This window comes from Stenotrophomonas sp. YJH_SMC_4, from assembly GCF_059371575.1.
In genome coordinates this window covers 311,654-330,781 of the sequence record NZ_JCAFUR010000003.1, presented here as the reverse complement: position 1 = coordinate 330,781, position 19,128 = coordinate 311,654, and the positions used below count along the sequence as shown (strand labels likewise).

The window sequence follows — 19,128 nt, the reverse complement described above, 5'->3', positions numbered from 1 at the left end:
AGGGTTGGTGATGGACGCTGCACGGATTGAAGAGGTGGCGCGCGCTGCGGCTGTTACGGCCCTGGCGGGGCTGATTGAGAGCAGCACCGACAGCCGTATCGACCGACTGGTCGGGATCATCGAGCAGCAGGGCAAGCAGATCGCCGAGCTGGCAATGCACGTTGGCCTGTTGGTGCAGGCCGTGGCGCAGCTGCTGGGCGAGGAGGCCGGCACGCCGGTGCATGACGAAGGTGCCGAGCCGGGGCGAGTCGACCTGGACGGGAAGCCTTACTGATGCCAACTCGGCCACCCCAGCACCGTGCGGCCGGCTGGCGCCCCTACAAGGAGACCACCGCCCAGGTCCGCAAGAGGCAGGCACGCCGCGCCCTGCCCACCAACTGCTCGCTGTGGCGCCGGCTCCGTGCGGTGGTGCTGGCTCGTGAGCCGCTGTGCAGATGCTGCGCTGGGCAGGGCAGGGTGCGGCCGGCCACCGAGGTCGACCACATCGACGGGGACGACAGCAACAACGCCGACAGCAACCTGCAGCCGCTGTGCCGGCAGTGCCACAGCGCCAAGACGGCACGGGAGAACGGCGGGTTCGGCAGGGATGCCCGCCCACATGGCGGAGCTGGACGAGTGGCGAGTTATCCACCGAAAGCTGAACGGAAAGGGAGGGGGGAGGGTCAAAGTTGAGGGCCTTCCTCGCCCGATACGCGCGCCCCCCTTTCTTCTCGCGTCCGCAGAATTTGAATTTCAGAAATGGGAGGTCCGATGGCTCGCCATCGACAGCCGAGGGAACTGGCCGAGCTGAAGGGCGCGACCAAGAAGGATCCGCAGCGCTACAAGAACGAAGCGCCCAAGACGAATTCGCCATTGGGCAAAGCGCCGGCACACCTTCCGACCGAGGTCGCAGTGGTGTGGAAAGAGCTGGAGAAGTGCGCCTTGCCGGGCGTCCTGACCAGCGCCGACCGTTTCATCATGGAGGTGGCGTCATCGCTACTTTCCGAGTTCCGTGCCAACCGCGGCGAGTTCGTTGCGGCCAAGTACTCCCACCTGATCGGCTGCCTGGCGCGCCTGGGCCTGACCCCGGCTGACCGTCAGAAGCTGGGGACCGAAAAGACCCCGGAGGGCAACCCATTCGACGAGTTCTGATCCATGACGCCGAGCGAATCAGCCAAGGCATACGCCAAGGGCGTCACGTCAGGAAAGATCCCGGCCGGCGAGTTCATCCGTCTGGCGTGTCAGCGGTTCCTGGATGACCTGAAGCGCAAGGGGGCCGACTGGCCTTACAAGTACGACGCCGAGAAGGCGGACCGCGCGGTGCGGTTCATGGAGAAGATGCCGCACACGAAAGGAAAGTGGGCGGCACAGAAGCGCCTGCTGGTGCTGGAGCCCTGGCAGCACTTCATCGAGTGCAATCTGTTCGGCTGGGTCCACAAGAAGACCGGTCACCGGCGCTTCCGCCGTGCATATGAGGAGATCCCGCGCAAGAACGGCAAGTCCTTGCGACTGGCTGCCCGTGGCCTGTACCTGTTCTGCGCTGACGGCGAGGCGGGCGCGGAGGTCTACTCGGGCGCAACCAGCGAGAAACAGGCGTATGAGGTGTTCCGCCCGGCATGGCAGATGGTTCAGAAGCTGCCGGCATTGCGGGCCCGCTTCGGTATCGAACAGGCGGGCAACCCGAAGAACCCGGGGCCGCTGTTCGTCATGGAGGACATGTCCAAGTTCGAGACGATGATCGGCAAGCCCGGCGATGGCTCGAGCCCGCACGCGGCACTGGTGGACGAGTACCACGAACACGACGACGACCACATGGTCGACGCCATGGAAACCGGCATGGGCGCGCGCGAGCAGCCCCTGCTGTCGATCATCACCACGGCAGGCACCAACCTCTGCGGCCCATGCTTCGAGATGCGAGGCGATGCCATCCGCATCCTGCGCGGCGAGGTGGCCGACGAGACGGTGTTCGCGGCGATTTACTGCATAGACGAGGGCGACCGCTGGGACGATCCGGCGAGCCTGCGCAAGGCCAACCCGAACTACGGCGTTTCCGTGTTCGAGCAGTTCCTGCTCGACCAGCTCGCCAAGGCAAAGCGGTCGGCCAGCAAGCAAAGCGCGTTCCGTACCAAGCACCTGAACGACTGGGTCGGCGCCAAGCTGGCATGGATGAACATGCTGGCCTGGCAGCGGCAGAAGCGACGGTTTGAGGTGTCCGACTTTGCGGGCTGTCCGTGCTGGGTCGGCGTCGATCTGGCATCCAAGCTGGACGTGGCTGCCGTGGTGCTGCTGTTCGAGAAGGGCGATAGCTACTACGTCATTCCCCGGTTCTACGTGCCGGAGTCGGCCGTGGAGGAAAACGAGAAGTACCAGCAGTTCCTGCTGGACGAGCTGATCGTGTCCACGCCGGGGAACATGACGGACTACGCGTTCATCGAAGAGGAGCTGAAAGAGCTTGCGGCACAGGGCGTCGACGTGCGGGACATTGCCTTTGACCCGGCCCAAGCGGCGTACCTGATGACGCGCCTCGAACAGGAAGGGCTGCCGACCGTGGAGATGGCGCAGTCCGTGCGCAATCTGTCCGAGCCCATGAAAGAAGTGGAGGCGCTCATCCTGTCGCGGCGCCTGTGGCACGACGGCAACGCGGCCATGACCTGGATGATGGGCAACGTAGTGGCGCGCGTGGATGCCAAGGAACACGTCTATCCCCGCAAGGAAAAGATGGAAAGCAAGATCGACGGCGCGGTGGCGCTAATCATGGCCATGGGCCGCGCCATGCAGGCGCGGGACACCGGCACAACCCAACAAGGCTTCGTGGTGATCGACTGATGTTCGGACTATTCGAGAAGAACCGGCGGGCCGATGCCCGCGACCGTATCGAGCCGACGATCAGCAACCTGGTCGACGGCGAGGTGATCCAGTCCTCCGACATGCGCATGTTCGAGGTGTTCGGGAACCCGACGACGGCCTCCGGAGCCGTGGTCAGCCCGGAATCGGCGATGCGGGTTTCGGCGGTGTTCGCTGCCGTTTCGCTGCTGGCCGGCGCGATCGCCCAGCTGCCGTTGCCTGTGTTCGAGCGGGTGGACGGCCATCGCAAACGGGCGGAGCACGACTACTGGTGGCTGCTGAACGAGCAGTTCTCCTCCGGCTGGTCGAGCGCCACCGGCTGGGAGTTCATCGTCGGCCAGATGCTGCTGCGCGGCGATGGCGTGGTGTACGTGACGCGCAACCGTGCCGGGGTGGCGACCGGGTTGATCCCCTGGCCACGCGACAGGGTGATGATCCTCAAGCAGGAGAAAACCAGCCCGCGGGAGCCGACACGCCTGCAGTACACGTTCCACGATGCGGACGGGTACTTCACCGTCGACCAGGACGACGTGCTCCATTTCCCCGGCTTCGGTTTCAACGGCGTGCACGGCATGTCGGTGATCCAGTGGGGCGCTCGGAACGGCATCGGCATTGCCATCCAAGGTGACGAGCACGCCGGCAAGTTCTTCAGCGAGGGCGGCAAGCCCGAAGTGGCCATCCGAACGCCCAACAAGATGACCAAGGAGCAGCAGGACGATTTCCGCGATGCCTGGGTCAAGAAGTACGGCGGGGTGCAGGGTAACCGTCGCATTCCGCTGGTTCTGACCGAGGGGCTGGAGGTTCACGAACTGACCATGTCAGCGGTCGACCAGCAGCTGCTGGAGTCGCGTCAGTGGCAGGTGATCGACGTAGCCCGCGCCTTCGGTGTGCCGCCCCACATGATCGGTGAAACCACCAAGTCGACAAGCTGGGGCAGTGGCATCGAGAGCATGGGCATCGGCTTCGTGAAGTACACGCTGGGCCCGCACCTGAAGCGGATCAAGGACGAGTTGAACCGCAAGCTGTTCCGCACGCCGCGCTACTTCGTTGAGCACAACGTGGACATGTTCATGGCCGGCGACTCGAAGACGCAGGCCGAGTACTTCAGCAAGGCGTTGGGTGGCCCTGGCACCCAAGGCTGGATGGTCGTCAACGAAGTCCGCCGCCTCAAGAACCTGCCTCCCATCGAGGGCGGCGACAAGCTCTACCAACCGAAAGACCCCGCGCCACCGGCGAAGCCGGACAGCGACGACCCTGAAAGGAACCCTGAAGATGCCGATTCCTAAGTTGCTGCAGCTGGCCAAGAACAACGCCGGCCAGTTCAAGCCCATCCGGGCGGAGACCGAAGGCAAGGAGGCCACGATCTACCTGCACGGCGTCATCGGCGGGTGGTGGGGCGACATTGACGAGACGATGTTTGCCCAGGCTATGGCCGGCATCGACGCGGACGTGATCCATCTGCGCATCGATTCGCCCGGCGGTGACGTGTTTGCGGCCCGATCGATGATGACGGCCATCGCACAGCACAAGGCGACCGTGATCGCCCACGTGGATGGACTGGCGGCCTCGGCTGCCACCGGCATCTGCATGGCCTGCCATGAGGTTGAGATCAGCCAGGGCGCCGGTTTCATGATCCACAACGCCTGGACGGTCGCTATCGGCAACAAGGCCGATATGACCAAGACCGGTGAGCTGCTGGCCAAGATCGATACCGGGCTGGCCGGGGACTACACCCGTCGCACTGGCAAGGATGAAGCGCAGATTGTCCAGTGGATGGACGAAGAGACCTGGTTCACGGCCGACGAAGCCAAGGAACACGGTTTCGCTGATCGCGTGGTGGAGGTCGTCGGCAAGAAGAAGGCATCCAACACCTGGGATCTGTCCGCCTACGACAACGCACCTGCCGCACTGGCCAACCGTACCCCCGAACCCGACGACGGCGCCGCCGCCGCCGCCCACAAGGCCAACCTGTCGCGCCGTCTGGCGCTGCTGGAACGCTCCGCTGCGTAAGCGACTCCCGCCCGCAGTTCATCCCGACCGCCGAAAGGCGGTTTTTTTTCGACACGAGGAAATCACCAATGCCCTTCAACATTCAGGCCGAGCGGGAGCGCCGCACCGCGCTGGCAAAGGAAACCCGCAACCTGCTCGACACCAGCACCGGTGACGGCAACAAGTGGACGCCTGAGAACCAGGCCAAGTACGACAACAACATCGCCGAGATCGAGCGCATCGACGCGGCGATCGAGCGTCATCAGAAGGTCATGGACCTGACGGCCGACGAGGCACTGCGCGAACAGGGCGTGCGTGAGCACGACACTGCCAACCGCGGCGGCCGTGACCTCTCCAACGAGGAGCGCCTGTTCGACCGTTGGGCGCGTGGCGGTGACAGCGCCCTGAGCGCAGAGGACTGGAAGCAGGTCAACGCGGCCATGTCGGGCAACCCGGCCGTCAACCCGGAGCAGGGCGGCTACACCGTTCCGACCACGCTGGCCGAGCAGATCCTGGATGCCCTGAAGGCATTCGGCGGCATGCGCCAGGTGGCTGATGTGTTCAGCACTGCCGGCGGTGAGCCGATGCAGTACCCGACCAGCGATGGCACCTCCGAAGAGGGCGAACTGGTCGCTGAAAACCAGTCGGCGAACGACCAGGATGTGGCCTTCGGCACTAAGGGCCTGCAGGTGTACAAGTACAGCTCCAAGGTGGTGACCGTGCCGTGGGAGCTGCTGCAGGACAGCACGGCCGATATCGCCGGCTTCATCGAGAAGCGCCTGCAGACCCGCCTGGGCCGCGTCACCAACCGCCACTACTCTGTCGGCACCGGCGTTGGCCAGCCGATGGGCGCCTTTACTGCCGCGACGGTGGGCAAGATCGGCGCTGTCTCGGCGCTGCCGATCGTCACCTACGACGACCTGGTCGACCTGGAGCACAGCGTCGATCCGGCGTATCGCCAGCTGGCCAAGTGGATGTTCCACGACGACATGCTGAAGCTGATCCGCAAGGTGAAGGACGACCAGGGCCGGCCGATCTTCGTGCCGGGTTACGAGCAGGGCAATCCGGGCGGTGCGCCGGATCGTCTGCTGAACCGCGATATCCAGATCAACCAGCACGCCCCGGCCCCGGCCGCAGGCGCAACCTCGATCGCGTTCGGCGACTTCAGCTACTACAAGATCCGCGACGTGATGGCCGTGACCCTGTTCCGCTTCGCCGACTCGGCCTATGTGAAGAGGGGCCAGGTGGGCTTCATGGCCTGGATGCGCTCCGGCGGCAACCTGGTCGACGTGGGCGGCGCGGTGAAGACCTTCAAGCACGGCGCCGCGGCTTAACCGCCTCGGCCCACGAACGCAGGGACGCCCCAGCGCGGGCGTCCCTCGGAGACGATCATGGCAAAGCAGAAGAACACCTCCGCGCAGGTGGCCAGCGGTCCGGCCGACGCGCAGGAAGCGCCCGCTGCGGTAGTGGACGCAGCGGCTGGCCAGGGCGAGCAGCCGGACGCCGAAAGCCCCGACGCTGGCGCGGCAGCAGCCGTCAGTGAGCCGGAGACGGACGAGGGCCACGACAGCCAGAGGCCCGAAACCGTGGAGGCGGACAACGACCTGCCGCCACCGGATGAAGAACCGGCTCCGCCGGAGGGTGAAACCGTGCCGGCGCTGGTGCTCAGTAACAACCACCTCGGGAAGGTTGGCCAGGTGATCCAGGTCAACGCGGCACACGTTGAGGCGCTGCGCCTTGGCGGGCTGATCGACCCCCACCCCAATGCCATCAAGTCGGCCACGCCGGAGGAATGACCCATGCTGCGCACGTTGACCCCGGCGGCAGAGGAACCCGTGTCGCTGAGCGAAGCGAAGGCGCACCTGGTAGTTATCCACGATGCCGACGACGCGCTGATCGGCGCCTTCATCACCGCCGCGCGTGAGTCGGTGGAGCGCACCACGGGGTATGCGTTGGCAGCAGCGACCTATGAGTGGACCCCGGTCGGCGAGGGCCGCTCTCCGCTGCCGATTGAGCCGGCCGCGCTCGACAGCGAGCCGGGCGCCTATCCGGTCAAGTTCACGACGACACCTGGCCCGCTTCCGGGGCCGCTGCGCGCAGCCATACTGCTGTTGCTGGGTGACCTGTACGCCAACCGCGAGGCGGTGGTGGCTGGCTCGCAGTTGGCCGAGAACCCGACCCTGGACCGGCTGATGTTTCCCTACCGGCGGGTGCTGCCATGAGGCGGGCCGGCAAATACCGGCATCGCATCGAGCTGCAGGACTACGGCCCGGTGCGTGATCCGCTCGGCGGGGACGTGAAGCAATGGCGTAGATGGTGGGCTGACGTGCCGGCAGAGGTGGTTCCGCTCTCGGGTCGAGAGTTCACTGCGGCCTCGGCCGAGCATGGACAGGTGACTGCACGCATCGAGATCCCTTACCTGCCCGGGGTAGTGCCGGCCATGCGTGTGGTGTTTGACGGGCAGATGTATGCGATTCGTGCGGTGCTGCCGGATGCGACAGCACGCGGGCATATCACGCTGATGGTCGATGCCGGGGTGTCCGATGGCTGAGCAGGTGAAGATCGACGGCCTGGACGGCCTCCTGCGTTCACTGCGGGAGGCACCCAAGACGATTCAAGGGCGAGCCGTGCAAGCCGGTATGCGCAAGGGTGGCAACGTCATCCGTGACGATGCTCGCCGCCGGGCCCCGAGAGCATCGGGGTTCATGGCCTCGCAGATCGTCACCCGCCGGGCCAACACCAAGAGCCGGCAGCGCGCAGGTGTAGGTCGAGACGGCGAGTACTTCACGGTAGGGGTTAAGACCGGTCGCCGCCGCAAGTACGCCAACACCAAGCGCAACCGGCGCCGCGGTCGCGTTGGGAAGGTCTATGAGGAGGCGGGCTGGGCCTATTACTGGCGCTTCAAGGAATTCGGCACCAGGAAGATGAGGGCCGAGCCGTTCCTCACGCCGGCAGGCGAGGCCAAGGGGCCGGAGGCGGCGCAGGTGATCATCAATGAAACCTGGGCGGCGCTCGACAAGCAGCTGAAGAAGGATGGCTGGCGATGATGGTTCCCCTGATCCAGTCCCTGCTGCAGGGTGATGCAGCGGTTCGGCATGTGCTGGGCGACCCGATCCGGTTGTGGCCGGGAACCGCGCCGCAGGATGCAGCACTGCCCTACGCGACGTGGGAGGTGGTCGGCGGATCGCCCACCGCGATGCTGTCCGATGCGCCGCCGGCCGACGGGTGGCGAGTCCGATTGACCGTGTGGGGCAAAGCCATGACGCAGGCCAACGGCGCGGCCGTCGCCATCCGCGACGCGATCGAGCGCGTGGGCAGCATCGAGTCTTACAACCCGACGCCTGACAGCGACGGCACGGACGCCTTTGGCATCTCCTTCGACGCCAGGCTCCTGCAACTGCGCTGATCCACAACGGCAAGCCACCGGCCCCGCAAGGGGCCTTTTTCATGCCCGGCGACGGGCGCAACACAAGGAAATCCCTATGGGACAGGTAATCAAGTCGAAGCACTCCCAACTGTTCGTCGCCATCGGCGCGGCCGAGGTCATCAAGGTGACCCGCCTGCGTTCGGTCGGCTTCCCCGATGGCCAGGCATCGGAGATCGATATCTCCGACTACGACGATGACTGGGACCAGTTCGTCGCTGGCCGCAAGCAGACCGGCAGCACCAGCATCGAGATCATCTACGACAGCGTCGACCACGAGAAGCTGGAGGAGCTGCACGAGACCGGTGCCGTCGTGAACTGGCTGGTGACCGCGCCGAAGTCGGAAACCGAAGGAGCGGCGAAGCCGGCCGCAGTCGCCGGCAAGATCACCCCGCCCACTGATGTGCTGTCCAAGCAGTTCGACGGCTTCGTGCAGAACTTCGCCGTGACCAGCCAGGACAACGACGTCTGGAAGGCGACGATCACCATCCGCGGCTCCGGCGCCGTCACCACGCACCGCCCGACGCCGTAAGGCTGCGGCAACGGCGCACACCCAGGCCCGCTTCGGCGGGCCATCTCTCTGACGGGGCGCGCGGATCCTCCGCGTGTTAGCCGTGCGCGGCCCGCGCGCCCTGTCGCCATTCGAGGAAACGGCCAATGAGCAAGACCAATGACACCCCCCAAACCCAGTCGCAGCAGCCCCTGAGCGTCCTGCAGTCGTTCACCAACCTGGGCATGTTCGCGTCCAAGGACGTGCACGCCGACACGATCACCCTGCCCAACGGAGCCAAGGCGCAGTTCCATGTCCGCGAGCTGCCGGATGCGGAGTTCCGCAAGCTGTGGGGTGAAGGCGACCGCGCCAAGCTGATCGCAGCGACCATCTGCGACGAGGACGGCAAGCCGGTAATGAACGTGGAGCAGGCCGCCCAGCTCAAACCGCTCGTTGCCGCTGAGCTGCAGCGCGTGGCCATGAAGCACTCCGGTTTCGGTGACGAAGCTGCCCAGGCACAGGCCGACGCGGGAAACGGCTAAGGCAGCGCGGCGAGGACTGGTTCTGGAAGGTCCTCGCCGGTCACCTGCACCGGACGGTGTCGGACCTGCGGGCCACTATGTCGCGCCGCGAGTTCCTGGAATGGTGGGAGTTCCACAAGCGGAACCCCATCGACCCTGTGAGCCTGTACATCAAGCCCGCTGCCTTCGCCGCGTATATAACCGCCTCGCACAGCCAGGGCGGGACAAAGCGCTCCTTTCAGCACTACCTCGACGCTCTCGTGCCACGGTCCGATGAGGACGAGGCGCAGGACTGGTTCGATGGACTGGGATGACCATGACCGACACTTTCGGGCGGTTCGCCGCCACGCCCATTGGCCCGTTACTCGCTGCGCGAGATGGCGGGCTTACCCTGGCCACCACCGGCGCCACCACGCTGGCCAGCCACGCGCGCTCCGACTTCGGCCTTGATGCCGGCACGGTGGGCGTGGAGTTTGCCGTGTGGGGCGATGACGCCGTTGCAGCCCTCGTAGGCTTCGCCACCGGCCCCGCAGCGCTGAACAAGGCGCTGGGTGCGGACCTCGCCAGCATCGGCTGGGATCTCGCGGCCGGGCGCCTGCTGCAGGCGGGCGGTGCGATCGCCACTGGCCTGCCGACAGCGACCCACGGCGACATTGTCGGGCTGCAGGTGGTGTTCTCGACCCCTCGCCAGCTGCGGCTCTACCTCAACGGCGCGCAGATCCTGGTGCGCGAGCTGCAGCTGTCCGGGCCGCTGTTCTTCGCCGCGTCGCTTGCCGCCACCAAGGCCGGTGGGCTGTGCCTTGCGGTCAACGCAGGGCAGTGGGGGCCGCGAAGCGACGCGGCTGCAGCCGGTTGGCGGCTTCCCAGCTCTACCGCCAGCACCACGCGCTTGGCCGACGTGGACTGGCTGTCTGCCCCCGGCGATAGCCCGGCGAACGTTCGCTACGAGGGATTGGTGGCCGAGGGCGTCAACCTGATCCAGGAGCTGGCGTTCTGGCCGTGGGGCGGTGACCCGGTGTCCCAGGCCGCGGCCGCCGAGTGCGTCGTGGTCGATGCGGAAGGTTTGCTGGACGGGATGGCGGGCACTGGTGCCTCTGGCAGCTCGGTGCAGATCCTGCTTGCGCCCGAAAACGGGATCCGGGCCGACGCGGTCCCGGCCTTCCGTTGCGCGATCGAGCAGATCGAGATCAACGACGACGGCACCAAGACGCTGCACCTGCGTGATGCGCACGACTACCTGGAAGAAACCATCAACCGGGGCGTGTTCCTGCCGAATGTGGCGTCACTGGCATGGAAGCCACAGCCGGTAGTAATCGGGGCAGTGGCCAGCATCCCGGCGATGGGCGCCAACTCGGATGCGACCTCAATGTTCGTGGCCGACAGTCGGGTCTACATCGATGCGGTGATGGACCGCGGCGACGTGATGGAGGCGGGAACCTACAGCCAAACGCCAGATGGGCAACAGCTGCTGATGAAGTCGCCGCCGGTAACGCCGGTGGTGGTGGACGCCTCTAGCATCGGCGCGGGCATGCTGCCGGCGCGATTGGAGCAGGCGGTGGGTGACGTGATGGCCCGGTTGGGGAAAGCGGCGTGGTCGGCCAGCGATTGTGCGGATATCGACCACGCCACGGGTTACATGGGCCTCGGCTACTACGCAGGAACAGCCATCACCGGCCGCGCTGCGCTGAATGCGCTTCTACCCAGCTACGGCGCCGGCTGCTACCAGGATCCATCCGGGGTGCTGCGCTTCGCCCGCGTGACCGCGCCCGAGACCTATGCCGGCGCGTTCGCCTTCGACCTGTCGGAGGATGATCTGGCGGCTGATCTGATCATGGTGCCCGATGATGCTCCGAACCTGACTCGACGCATGGCCTACCGACCCAACGGCCAAGCGCTGGGCGCGTCAGACCTGGTCACCGACGTTGTCGACGTGCCGCAGCCCCGACGCGACGAACTGACCGGCCTTTACCGGGGGCAGGTGTATGGCGCTGGTCCTCTGCACCCCCACTACCAGCGGGCAGAGGCTGCTGACCCGGTCATCTCGTTGTTCTGGCATGCGGCCGACGCGCAACAGGAGATTGGACGCGTCCTCGGCCTGTACCGGGTGCAGCGCCACTTCTACCAGCTGGCGGTGCGTGGTGATCAGGACCTGGCTCCGCTGCCGGGACAGATCGGCCGGATCACTTACGGACGTTACGGTCTTGACGACGGCAAGCCGGTGCTGGTGCGCCGTGTAGAGCGCAACCCTGCCACGGGGGACGTGGTGCTGACGGTGTGGGGATGATGACGTGTTGATTGGATATGGCATGCCGGCTGTCACGACGGTGACCCTCACCGGTGGCACGTGGCTCAGTGCGGACCAGGGCTCGGCGCTGTTCGACGGAAAGCCTGGCAGGGCGTCTCGGATCCGCCGCACCAGTTCGCTGGCGATCACGATAACCCTGGCCGAAGCTGTTGTGCCGGGGATCATCGCGATTCTCGGCCTCAACATTCCGCCGGGCGTCCAGGTGAGCGCCGCCGGCGCGAGTGCCACTACCGTGCGACTGCCAGACGGCAGTGTCTGCGCCTGGCTCTTCCCGAAGGCCAGCGCCTTGGTATCGACGGTGTCCGTCGAGATCAACACAACTGCCACGAACGTCGACGTGGGCGAAATTGCGATATTCCGGGCAGTCGAGGTGGGGATCAGCGACGGTTGGGCGGTGGCCACAATCGACACCAGCGTGCACACCCGCACCAAAGGCGGCCAGGTCAACACGGTTCCTGGACCTCTGTACCGACGGCTGACGTGCACCCTGTCGGGTCGGGCCACTGCTGCAGTGCGCGGCGGTGGACTTGGCGGGTCCGATTGGGAGACGGTGGCGGCAGCGATCGCGGGACGCAGGCGCTCCTGCGTTGTGCCGCAGTACCGGGACATGGTCAGCAAGGCGTTCGACCCGCTGCTGGCGGCGCGCTCGGCGCTCTACGGCTATCCGACACAGCTGCCGTCGGCGGAGAACATCAGCCGGCAGTACTTCACCGGATACATGGAGTTCGAGGAGGTTCCGGCCTGACCGATACGCGCATCCGGTCGTCGAGAAGCCAGACTCGCCAGCACCCCTAACATTGAGCCCAAGGCCCGCCACGTGCGGGCCTTTTCTTTGGATTACGCGATGAGCCTCTACACACTTACCGTTGATCTTCTGCTTAAGACCGGATCGTTTGAGCGCGACGGCGGCAAGGCTGCGCGCCAATTTGATCAGCGAATGCAGAGCATGCAGGCATCCGCGCGGCGCGCCGGTACGGCGATCGGCCTGGCAATCTCCGCTGGCGTGACGGCCGGTGGTGCCGCCATGGTTCAGTGGACGCGTCAGGTCGCCGATCTTGGCGTGGAGTACGACAGGCTTGGCAAGCTTTCGGGGACGACCTCGGAGCAGTTTCAGCGCATGGCGGCAGGCGCAAACACTGTTGGCATGAGCCAGGAGAAGCTGGCGGATATCTTCAAAGACGTTCAGGACAAGATAGGCGACTACGTCCAGACCGGGGGAGGGGCCCTTGCAGACTTCTTCGACAATATCGCCAAGCGGACCGGTGTCACCGCCGAACAAATGCGCAAGCTGTCGGGGCCTGATGCGTTAGGGCTCTACTTCAAGAGTCTTGAACGAGCGAACCTGTCGCAGACGGAATTGACCTTCTACATGGAGGCAATTGCCAGCGACGCATCGGCGCTTATCCCGCTGCTGCGCAACAACAGCGCTGGGTTCCAGCAGTGGGGCAATGCAGCGCAAGCGGCAGGGGCCATCATTGATGGAAAGACCAACAAGGCGACCGAACGCCTCCGCAAGGTCACACTTGAAGCCGATCTGGCGTTCAAGGGGCTAAAGGTAAGCGTGGCGGAGGAGATCATTCCGGCACTATCGGATTTCTCTGAACTCCTGAACGACCCTGATTTTCGGCAAGGGTTCGGTGTAATTGTCCAAGGCTTGGCCACAGTAACGACCAAGGCCGCCGAAGCTGCGTCGATGATTGGAAATCTCTCATCGCTAATAGCGCAAGGATTTAAGTCCGTTCCCGATAAAAGCTATGCCGGTCTGATCCAGGAGCGCATGCGGATCGAGGAGCAGATCGCCGGTGCAAAGGACGTTGCGGCCAGAGCCCGAGCGGGGAACGCATCATGGTGGGAAGGAGGGCTGTTCCAGAACACCAACAGCGAAGCTAACGCGAAGTCATGGGACAAGTACGTCCGTGACCGAGAGGCGGATCTTGAACGTGTGGACGCTGCCCTAAAGCGACGCCGCATGAAGGACCTGGCTGACAGCGTCGTTGTAATTGACAACGGGCAGCCACTGCCGGAATCCGCGCTCAAGCCGGATGCCGTGGGCTATCGGCCGACTGGGAACATTGGCAAGGCGGAGCGCGAAAGGACGGATCGTGTCGCCAAACAGCGGGCAGAGGAGATCGCCCGATACCATCGCCAGGCACAGGAGGCTGCTGGGGCTATCGAGGGCCCATTGGCTGAGGCGATGGGCAAGCATCTCGGTCACATGTCCGAGTACAACAGCCTGCTCGTCAAGGGGAACATCGCCCAAGCCGACGCCAATGTGCTGATGGCCCAGAGCGCGCTTGAGTATTCCAAGGTGGCGGCCGAAGTAGAGAAGGCCCTGGCCGGCCCCGAGACGCTCCTTGCGACCATGGATGCCGAGGTCGCCATGCTCGGCAAGGTTGGCCGCGCGCGCGAGCTGTCGCGGCGCGAGATGATGAACGAACGGGACATGCGGCAGGAGCTGCAGAAGGCGGTGGAGGCCGCTGGTAGCAAGGAGGCGCTGGCGCTGTCCAAGGGCGCGGCGAGCTACGCGCAGTACGAGCAGGCCATGCTGGACGCCGCCCGAGCATCGGCCGATCTGTCGTTGCGCGTGGAGGAGGCCGCTGCCAACGTTGAGGCATGGGCCGGCGTGGTCGTCAATGGCGTGGGCGATGCCGCCGACGCCATGGCCGACTTCGTTGCCAGCGGCATGCGCGACTTCGATAACCTGTGGGACGACCTGAAAGATACCGCCAAGCGCGGGCTGCGTGACCTGGCCCGCGAGTTCCTTCAGCAGAAGATCGTGATCCCGATCCAGACGCAGATCCTCAACGGGATGAACGGCCAGGGCAGTGGCCTGAGCCTTCAGAGCATCATGGGGCTGTTCGGTGGCAACGGCGCCGCCGGCGGCGGTCAGAACCTGGGGACCATTGCCGGGCTGCTGTCCAAGGGCCAGGGGCTGTTCAGTGCGGGCGCCGGCGCGGCGAGCAGCGGCGCCAGCGCTGGCAGTCTGTTGGGGTTCGGCAACAACATTGCCGCCCTCACCGGTGGCGGCGCCGCCGCAGCAGGCGGTTCTTCCGCTGCCGCCGGCGCCGGTGCAGCTGGCGCGTCCGCAGCAGCGGCGGTGCCAATCATCGGCTGGATCGTGGCCGGCATGATGAAGAACGCCGAGCTGTTCGATCAGGGCTGGGACATTGCCAACGGGGAGAGCTGGGCCGGCAAGATTGCCACCGCTGGCGCGGTGGGCTTCGCCGACAAGACGCTCCGCGGGCTGGGTTTCAACGACAAGGTCGCATCGATCCTGTCCGGGTCGAGCATCCACGCCAAGCTGTTCGGTCGCGGGGCGCCGAAGATCACCGGCCAGGGCCTGACCGGCTCGTATGGGTTCGGTGGCTTCGACGGCCAGACCTACGCCGATATCAAGCAGAAGGGGGGCTTGTTCCGGTCGGACAAAAAGTGGACGCAGTACGGCGCGGTGGATCCCGGTATCGATCGCACGTTCGACATGGCCGCGCGTCAGGTCCGCGGTGCGGCAACCGGCCTGGCCAAGCAGTTGGGCGTCGACCTGACCCAGCAGTTGGCCGGTGTGCGGGTGAGTCTGGGCAAGCTGCAGCTGTCGGCGGACTCCGCCGAGGCCAAGTCGCAGCTGGAGGCGTATCTCGGTGACATGACCAACCGGCTGTTCACCGAGGCGGTCAAGGCTGCCGGCTTCGGAGGCCAGCTGGATGGCTACTTCGAGGCGTCGGATGTGTTCAACGTGCTGAGCGCGTCGATCGCACTGGCGGTGGGCAATGCCGATGAGCTGGGCCGCGCCCTGAATGGGATGGAGGTCGACAAGGTCAACAAGGCGGTGGACTACTTCCAGGACCTGGCCAGCGTCGCCGGCACAGACCTGGCCACCCAGGTCGAGAAGGTGACCGGGCTGCTCGGCAACTACGCCAGCCTCATGGCCGACGTGAGCACTCAGCTGATGACGGCCAACCTGACGCAGTACCAGTCGCAGGCACTGTCGATCGAGCGCACGTATCGCCAGCAGGTGAAGTCGGCCAACGACTATGCCAAAGCGCTCGGCTTGTCCGGCGCTCGGGCTGAGGACCTGGCCAAGATCGAGGCGCTTCGTGCCACCAACATGGGCACGCTGCAGGCGCAGATCGACAAGGACAAGAAGGCCATGCAGTACGGCCTGTCGATCAGTGACCTTTCGCCGCTTACGGACCAGGAGAAGCTGGGCGAAGCGATGAAGGAGCTGGAGCGGGCGGTGTCCGGTGGCGACACCAGCGCCGCGCAGGCGGCCGCACAGGCAGCGCTGGGCTTTGGTCGGAATCTCTACGCCAGCGGGCAGGACTACAACAGCCTGTACGGCCGCGTGAGCGGCCTGATCGACGGCATGAAGGTCGGCGACCTCAACCAGACGGACGGCACGAGCATGGGGGCGCTGGCGGACGCGATCGAGGCGCTGCCGGACAACTTCAGCCGGGCCGTGTTCGACCTGGTCGTTAACAACGACGCCCAGACACAAACCACCGCCGCCGTGCAGCAGAGCAACGCTCTGCTGGCAGAGCAGAACCAGCTGCTCCGCCAACTCGTGTCCACCACTACCCAGGGCGTACGCAACGCCAGCAGCTCAGCGCTGCGCGAAGCACTCAACGCGAGGTAATCAGCAATGCAAGCAAGGAAACTCACGCTGGTGGAAATCGGCGTGGGCGGGCTGCCGTCCGCGTCTCCGGTGGCGCCGCGCTTTTCCACGTGGTTCCCGGTGCCCTTCAAGGCGCCGGACGTGCCGCCGGCGAACGGGGTCAATCCTACGCCGGTGGCCGACGGCGTCGTGCTCGAATGGGACGCCGTCGATCTGGAGGGCGTGATCTACATCATATCGCGCAGCGAGAGCCAAGACGGCCCTTGGACGGAGATCCACCGCACCACCGAGACGCGCTATGTCTATAGCGACGGCAGCGGCAAGACGTGGTGGTTCCAGATCACCCCGACCGTTCGCGGCAAGACAGGCACCGGAGCCGTGGTGAGCGCCGTACCGCCCACCACTTCGAAGGACCTGGCCGAACAGCAGGCCAAGCTGGCGGCGGAGATCAGTGCCCGCATCCAAGCGATCGCAGACGAGGCGGCTGCTCGCGCCGCCGGCCTGGCGCAGGTGGCACAGGACTTGGTCGCCGAGGCCCTGCTGCGGCAGCAGGGCGTGACCGAAGCCATGCAGGCGATCAGCGCCGAGGCCCAGGCCCGGATCGATGCACTGCTGAACGAGAAGATGGCGCGCGAGGCGGCGATCAGCCGCGAGGAGCAGCTGCGGCAAAGCGCCGATGAATCGTTGGCGCGCGCGGTGTCGGAGGTCGCGGCCGGCAGCGGGACGCAATTCGACAGCATCAAGCTCTGGCCGTTCAATCAGACCATTGAAGGGTGGACGGGCAACGGTGCGCCCACCCTCGTGGATGGCTGGCTGCGGCCCGCCAACCATGCCACCGCGCCATGGGTGCAGTCGCCGGTGGCCTTGGCCGTCGACGGCAGCGCCTATCGCTTCGTCAAGCTGCGCGTGAAGCGTGTGGGCAGCCCGGCGTGGGGCGGATCCCTACAGTGGATCACGACCACGGATCAGGCATGGAGCACGCAGAAGCGCGCCGTCATCCCGGAGCCGGCGTGGGACGCCAGCGGAGTGGCCACCGTGGACGTGCAGGACATTGCCTGGTGGCCAGCTACGGTCGACGCTATTCGCCTGCAGCTGGGCACCGAGCAATCGGTAGCCAACTACTTCCTGATCGACTACGTCGCTGTCGGACGCCCGCAGCCTGGGGCGTCCGTGGCGGTGGTTCAGGCCGAAACGGAGGCCCGGATCTCGGCCGATGCTGCCGAGGCCGCCCAGCGCAACACGCTGGCGGTGCAGATCCGAGGCGAATACACCGGCTCGGACCCGCTCCAGTTGACCTCTGGCCTGGCGTACGAGGAGCTGAAGGCCCGCGTTGCGGCAGATGCCGCGCAGGTGCGGCGCATCAGCACCATGGAGGCCAGGATGCCCGCGGGTGATGGGGCGCTTGCTACAGCTGCGTCGGTCACATCGCTCGAGGAAGCCACGGCGACCACAACCGGTGCGCTGGCGCAGTCGATCACGACCATCAATGCCTCGCTGCCGGCGATCATTGACCAGGGCAACAACAACGCTCAGGCGATATCGGATCTCAGCACCAAGGTTACCCAGCATGACGAGACGATCACGTCGCAGGCAGGGCTGATCACCGCTTTACGCAGCGATGTGACCGATTTGGCTGGAACAACTGCGGCTAACACCACCGCCTTGCAGCAGCTGACGACGCGCGTCACGACCGCCGAGGACAAGATAGAGACGACCTCGCAGCAGATCACCCAGCTGCAGACCGGCGTTGATGGGGTGAATGCCAAGGCAGATGCCAATGCCGCTGCAATCCAGGGGCTCACCGCGACGGTCACTCAACAGGGCCAGAAACTGGAGGCGACGGCTCAGGACTTGACCAGCCTGAAGACGCAGGTTGGCGACGTGAACGCCACCGCGTTCAACCAGCTGCAGACCACTGTGGTCCAGCAGGGGACCACGCTGGATGCGACTGCGCAGAACCTGGTGAGCCTGAAAACACAGGTGGGGGATGTATCGGCCAGCGGCTTCAATCAGCTGAAGACCCAGGTGACAGAGCAGGGGCAGGCGCAGGCGTCTCAGGCGCAGCAGATATCGGGCATACAGACTTCGCTTGGCGGAAAGGCTGACGCATCTGTCGTACAGACGATGGAAGCTCGGGTGAAGACGTTGGGAGGTGGCGGCAATCTTCTGCGCACTGCAACCATGACGGGATCACTGGATCCAGCGTGGTTCACGCGCTGGGCGACTGGAAGTTGGGAGCGCTCGAATCTGATCATTCAAGATGCTCGAGTTCCGCGAGGCATGAGGGCGATGGTTCATTACGCCAACGGTGGCCAGGCCGTCAGTAGCCAAGTTCTAACGGCTCAGCAGGTGCCGGCAGAACCCGGGAAGTCCTACATGGGCTCGGTCTACTGCAATTCGTATCTGAGCAGGTCGAACATCAGCGTCTTCTTCGTGGATGCCAACGGAAACCTGATTGGATCTGAGTTTGCCTCGTCTGCCAGCCGGAAGTACGGAGCTAACGGCTCGTTGAGTGACTATGAGCGATTGTTCGTCCTTACAGGTCCTGCACCCGCAAACGCTAGTACGGTCTGGCTCCAAATCGCCACGACCAAGGAATCCCCTGCAGGTCAAGACTGCGCAGGGTGGTACGTGCAGCCCATGCTGGAGCAATGCCCACCTGACGCGTCCTTGCCGTCCCTATGGTCTGCGGGTGGGGGTGAGGCATTGGCCCAGTGGGGAGTGGCTGTGCGCGCGGACAGGAAGGTCGGCGGTGTCCAGCTCACCGCAACGGGTGAGATATCTGCCTTCGACGTGTTGGCTGACATGTTCCGTGTGTCATCCCCAAGCGCCGGTATGCGCACTGAGTACAGCGACGGAAACTGGCGTGTTTACGACCAGAACGGGCGCCTGCGTATGCGATGGGGCGTTGTGCCTTGATCAACCAAGAAGGGCTGGGAACCCGGCCCTCCGCAACCGACAGGAGGC

At 65.3% G+C, this 19,128-nt stretch carries 18 protein-coding genes; all 18 read left to right on the top strand.

Going from position 1 to position 19,128, the window contains the following annotated elements; all coding sequences use genetic code 11:
- Positions 1-10 precede the first annotated feature (10 nt).
- The 18 genes from AC5P9F_RS07650 to AC5P9F_RS07565 all read left to right on the top strand — a co-directional run bounded on the left by AC5P9F_RS07650 (position 11) and on the right by AC5P9F_RS07565 (position 19,080).
- Positions 11-274: a hypothetical protein gene (locus AC5P9F_RS07650; protein ID WP_251103532.1), complete on the top strand. Its 264-nt coding sequence runs from the start codon at positions 11-13 to the stop codon at positions 272-274.
- Entirely contained in the window at positions 274-672 is a 399-nt protein-coding gene (locus tag AC5P9F_RS07645) for an HNH endonuclease signature motif containing protein (protein WP_495231914.1), read from the top strand. The genes AC5P9F_RS07650 and AC5P9F_RS07645 overlap by 1 nt, the downstream gene beginning before the upstream one ends.
- Before the next feature lie 78 nt (positions 673-750).
- Complete coding sequence (locus AC5P9F_RS07640; RefSeq protein WP_053497194.1) at positions 751-1,131, top strand: hypothetical protein; 381 nt, start codon at positions 751-753, stop codon at positions 1,129-1,131.
- Between the two features lie 3 nt (positions 1,132-1,134).
- The gene (locus AC5P9F_RS07635; protein ID WP_495231913.1) at positions 1,135-2,805 is read left to right on the top strand and encodes a terminase large subunit; all 1,671 of its coding nucleotides are present in this window, start codon (positions 1,135-1,137) and stop codon (positions 2,803-2,805) included.
- Positions 2,805-4,109 (top strand): phage portal protein, encoded by a 1,305-nt coding sequence (locus tag AC5P9F_RS07630; protein ID WP_111176615.1) that lies wholly within the window; start codon positions 2,805-2,807, stop codon positions 4,107-4,109. The genes AC5P9F_RS07635 and AC5P9F_RS07630 overlap by 1 nt, the downstream gene beginning before the upstream one ends.
- Positions 4,096-4,833: a head maturation protease, ClpP-related gene (locus tag AC5P9F_RS07625; protein ID WP_495231912.1), complete on the top strand. Its 738-nt coding sequence runs from the start codon at positions 4,096-4,098 to the stop codon at positions 4,831-4,833. The genes AC5P9F_RS07630 and AC5P9F_RS07625 overlap by 14 nt, the downstream gene beginning before the upstream one ends.
- Positions 4,834-4,901: 68 nt before the next feature.
- Entirely contained in the window at positions 4,902-6,146 is a 1,245-nt protein-coding gene (locus AC5P9F_RS07620; protein ID WP_099529557.1) for a phage major capsid protein, read from the top strand.
- 57 nt (positions 6,147-6,203) lie between these two features.
- Positions 6,204-6,608, top strand: coding sequence for a hypothetical protein (locus tag AC5P9F_RS07615; protein ID WP_346469640.1), 405 nt, complete (start codon positions 6,204-6,206; stop codon positions 6,606-6,608).
- Positions 6,609-6,611: 3 nt separating this feature from the next.
- A complete protein-coding gene (locus tag AC5P9F_RS07610) occupies positions 6,612-7,034 on the top strand; it encodes a head-tail connector protein (protein ID WP_099529559.1) in 423 nt (140 codons plus the stop codon).
- Entirely contained in the window at positions 7,031-7,363 is a 333-nt protein-coding gene (locus AC5P9F_RS07605; RefSeq protein ID WP_495231911.1) for a phage head closure protein, read from the top strand. The genes AC5P9F_RS07610 and AC5P9F_RS07605 overlap by 4 nt, the downstream gene beginning before the upstream one ends.
- Positions 7,356-7,859 (top strand): HK97-gp10 family putative phage morphogenesis protein, encoded by a 504-nt coding sequence (locus AC5P9F_RS07600; protein ID WP_495231910.1) that lies wholly within the window; start codon positions 7,356-7,358, stop codon positions 7,857-7,859. The genes AC5P9F_RS07605 and AC5P9F_RS07600 overlap by 8 nt, the downstream gene beginning before the upstream one ends.
- Positions 7,856-8,218, top strand: coding sequence for a tail completion protein gp17 (gene gp17 / locus AC5P9F_RS07595; protein WP_049450661.1), 363 nt, complete (start codon positions 7,856-7,858; stop codon positions 8,216-8,218). Before AC5P9F_RS07600 ends, gp17 begins: the two co-directional genes overlap by 4 nt.
- Before the next feature lie 76 nt (positions 8,219-8,294).
- Positions 8,295-8,768 (top strand): phage tail tube protein, encoded by a 474-nt coding sequence (locus tag AC5P9F_RS07590; RefSeq protein ID WP_099529562.1) that lies wholly within the window; start codon positions 8,295-8,297, stop codon positions 8,766-8,768.
- A 125-nt stretch (positions 8,769-8,893) separates the two neighbouring features.
- A complete protein-coding gene (locus tag AC5P9F_RS07585; protein ID WP_024956477.1) occupies positions 8,894-9,268 on the top strand; it encodes a hypothetical protein in 375 nt (124 codons plus the stop codon).
- Positions 9,269-9,563: 295 nt separating this feature from the next.
- Complete coding sequence (locus AC5P9F_RS07580; protein ID WP_495231909.1) at positions 9,564-11,531, top strand: hypothetical protein; 1,968 nt, start codon at positions 9,564-9,566, stop codon at positions 11,529-11,531.
- 22 nt (positions 11,532-11,553) lie between these two features.
- Positions 11,554-12,297: a hypothetical protein gene (locus AC5P9F_RS07575; protein ID WP_111687196.1), complete on the top strand. Its 744-nt coding sequence runs from the start codon at positions 11,554-11,556 to the stop codon at positions 12,295-12,297.
- Between the two features lie 99 nt (positions 12,298-12,396).
- Positions 12,397-16,182 carry a phage tail protein gene (locus AC5P9F_RS07570; RefSeq protein ID WP_495231908.1) on the top strand — a complete coding sequence of 1,262 codons (3,786 nt, stop codon included), beginning with the start codon at positions 12,397-12,399 and terminating at the stop codon, positions 16,180-16,182.
- A 6-nt stretch (positions 16,183-16,188) separates the two neighbouring features.
- Positions 16,189-19,080 carry a hypothetical protein gene (locus tag AC5P9F_RS07565; protein ID WP_495231907.1) on the top strand — a complete coding sequence of 964 codons (2,892 nt, stop codon included), beginning with the start codon at positions 16,189-16,191 and terminating at the stop codon, positions 19,078-19,080.
- Positions 19,081-19,128: the final 48 nt, after the last annotated feature.

Excerpts from the sequence above, each read along its gene's own strand:
- AC5P9F_RS07640 (WP_053497194.1), top strand. The coding sequence starts at position 751 with ATGGCTCGCCATCGACAGCCGAGGGAACTGGCCGAGCTGAAGGGCGCG.
- AC5P9F_RS07565 (WP_495231907.1), top strand. The coding sequence starts at position 16,189 with ATGCAAGCAAGGAAACTCACGCTGGTGGAAATCGGCGTGGGCGGGCTG.
- AC5P9F_RS07600 (WP_495231910.1), top strand. The coding sequence starts at position 7,356 with ATGGCTGAGCAGGTGAAGATCGACGGCCTGGACGGCCTCCTGCGTTCA.
- AC5P9F_RS07635 (WP_495231913.1), top strand. The coding sequence starts at position 1,135 with ATGACGCCGAGCGAATCAGCCAAGGCATACGCCAAGGGCGTCACGTCA.
- AC5P9F_RS07650 (WP_251103532.1), top strand. The coding sequence starts at position 11 with ATGGACGCTGCACGGATTGAAGAGGTGGCGCGCGCTGCGGCTGTTACG.
- AC5P9F_RS07620 (WP_099529557.1), top strand. The coding sequence starts at position 4,902 with ATGCCCTTCAACATTCAGGCCGAGCGGGAGCGCCGCACCGCGCTGGCA.
- AC5P9F_RS07590 (WP_099529562.1), top strand. The coding sequence starts at position 8,295 with ATGGGACAGGTAATCAAGTCGAAGCACTCCCAACTGTTCGTCGCCATC.
- AC5P9F_RS07605 (WP_495231911.1), top strand. The coding sequence starts at position 7,031 with ATGAGGCGGGCCGGCAAATACCGGCATCGCATCGAGCTGCAGGACTAC.
- AC5P9F_RS07580 (WP_495231909.1), top strand. The coding sequence starts at position 9,564 with ATGACCGACACTTTCGGGCGGTTCGCCGCCACGCCCATTGGCCCGTTA.
- AC5P9F_RS07630 (WP_111176615.1), top strand. The coding sequence starts at position 2,805 with ATGTTCGGACTATTCGAGAAGAACCGGCGGGCCGATGCCCGCGACCGT.
- AC5P9F_RS07645 (WP_495231914.1), top strand. The coding sequence starts at position 274 with ATGCCAACTCGGCCACCCCAGCACCGTGCGGCCGGCTGGCGCCCCTAC.
- AC5P9F_RS07625 (WP_495231912.1), top strand. The coding sequence starts at position 4,096 with ATGCCGATTCCTAAGTTGCTGCAGCTGGCCAAGAACAACGCCGGCCAG.
- gp17 (WP_049450661.1), top strand. The coding sequence starts at position 7,856 with ATGATGGTTCCCCTGATCCAGTCCCTGCTGCAGGGTGATGCAGCGGTT.
- AC5P9F_RS07575 (WP_111687196.1), top strand. The coding sequence starts at position 11,554 with ATGCCGGCTGTCACGACGGTGACCCTCACCGGTGGCACGTGGCTCAGT.
- AC5P9F_RS07570 (WP_495231908.1), top strand. The coding sequence starts at position 12,397 with ATGAGCCTCTACACACTTACCGTTGATCTTCTGCTTAAGACCGGATCG.
- AC5P9F_RS07585 (WP_024956477.1), top strand. The coding sequence starts at position 8,894 with ATGAGCAAGACCAATGACACCCCCCAAACCCAGTCGCAGCAGCCCCTG.
- AC5P9F_RS07610 (WP_099529559.1), top strand. The coding sequence starts at position 6,612 with ATGCTGCGCACGTTGACCCCGGCGGCAGAGGAACCCGTGTCGCTGAGC.
- AC5P9F_RS07615 (WP_346469640.1), top strand. The coding sequence starts at position 6,204 with ATGGCAAAGCAGAAGAACACCTCCGCGCAGGTGGCCAGCGGTCCGGCC.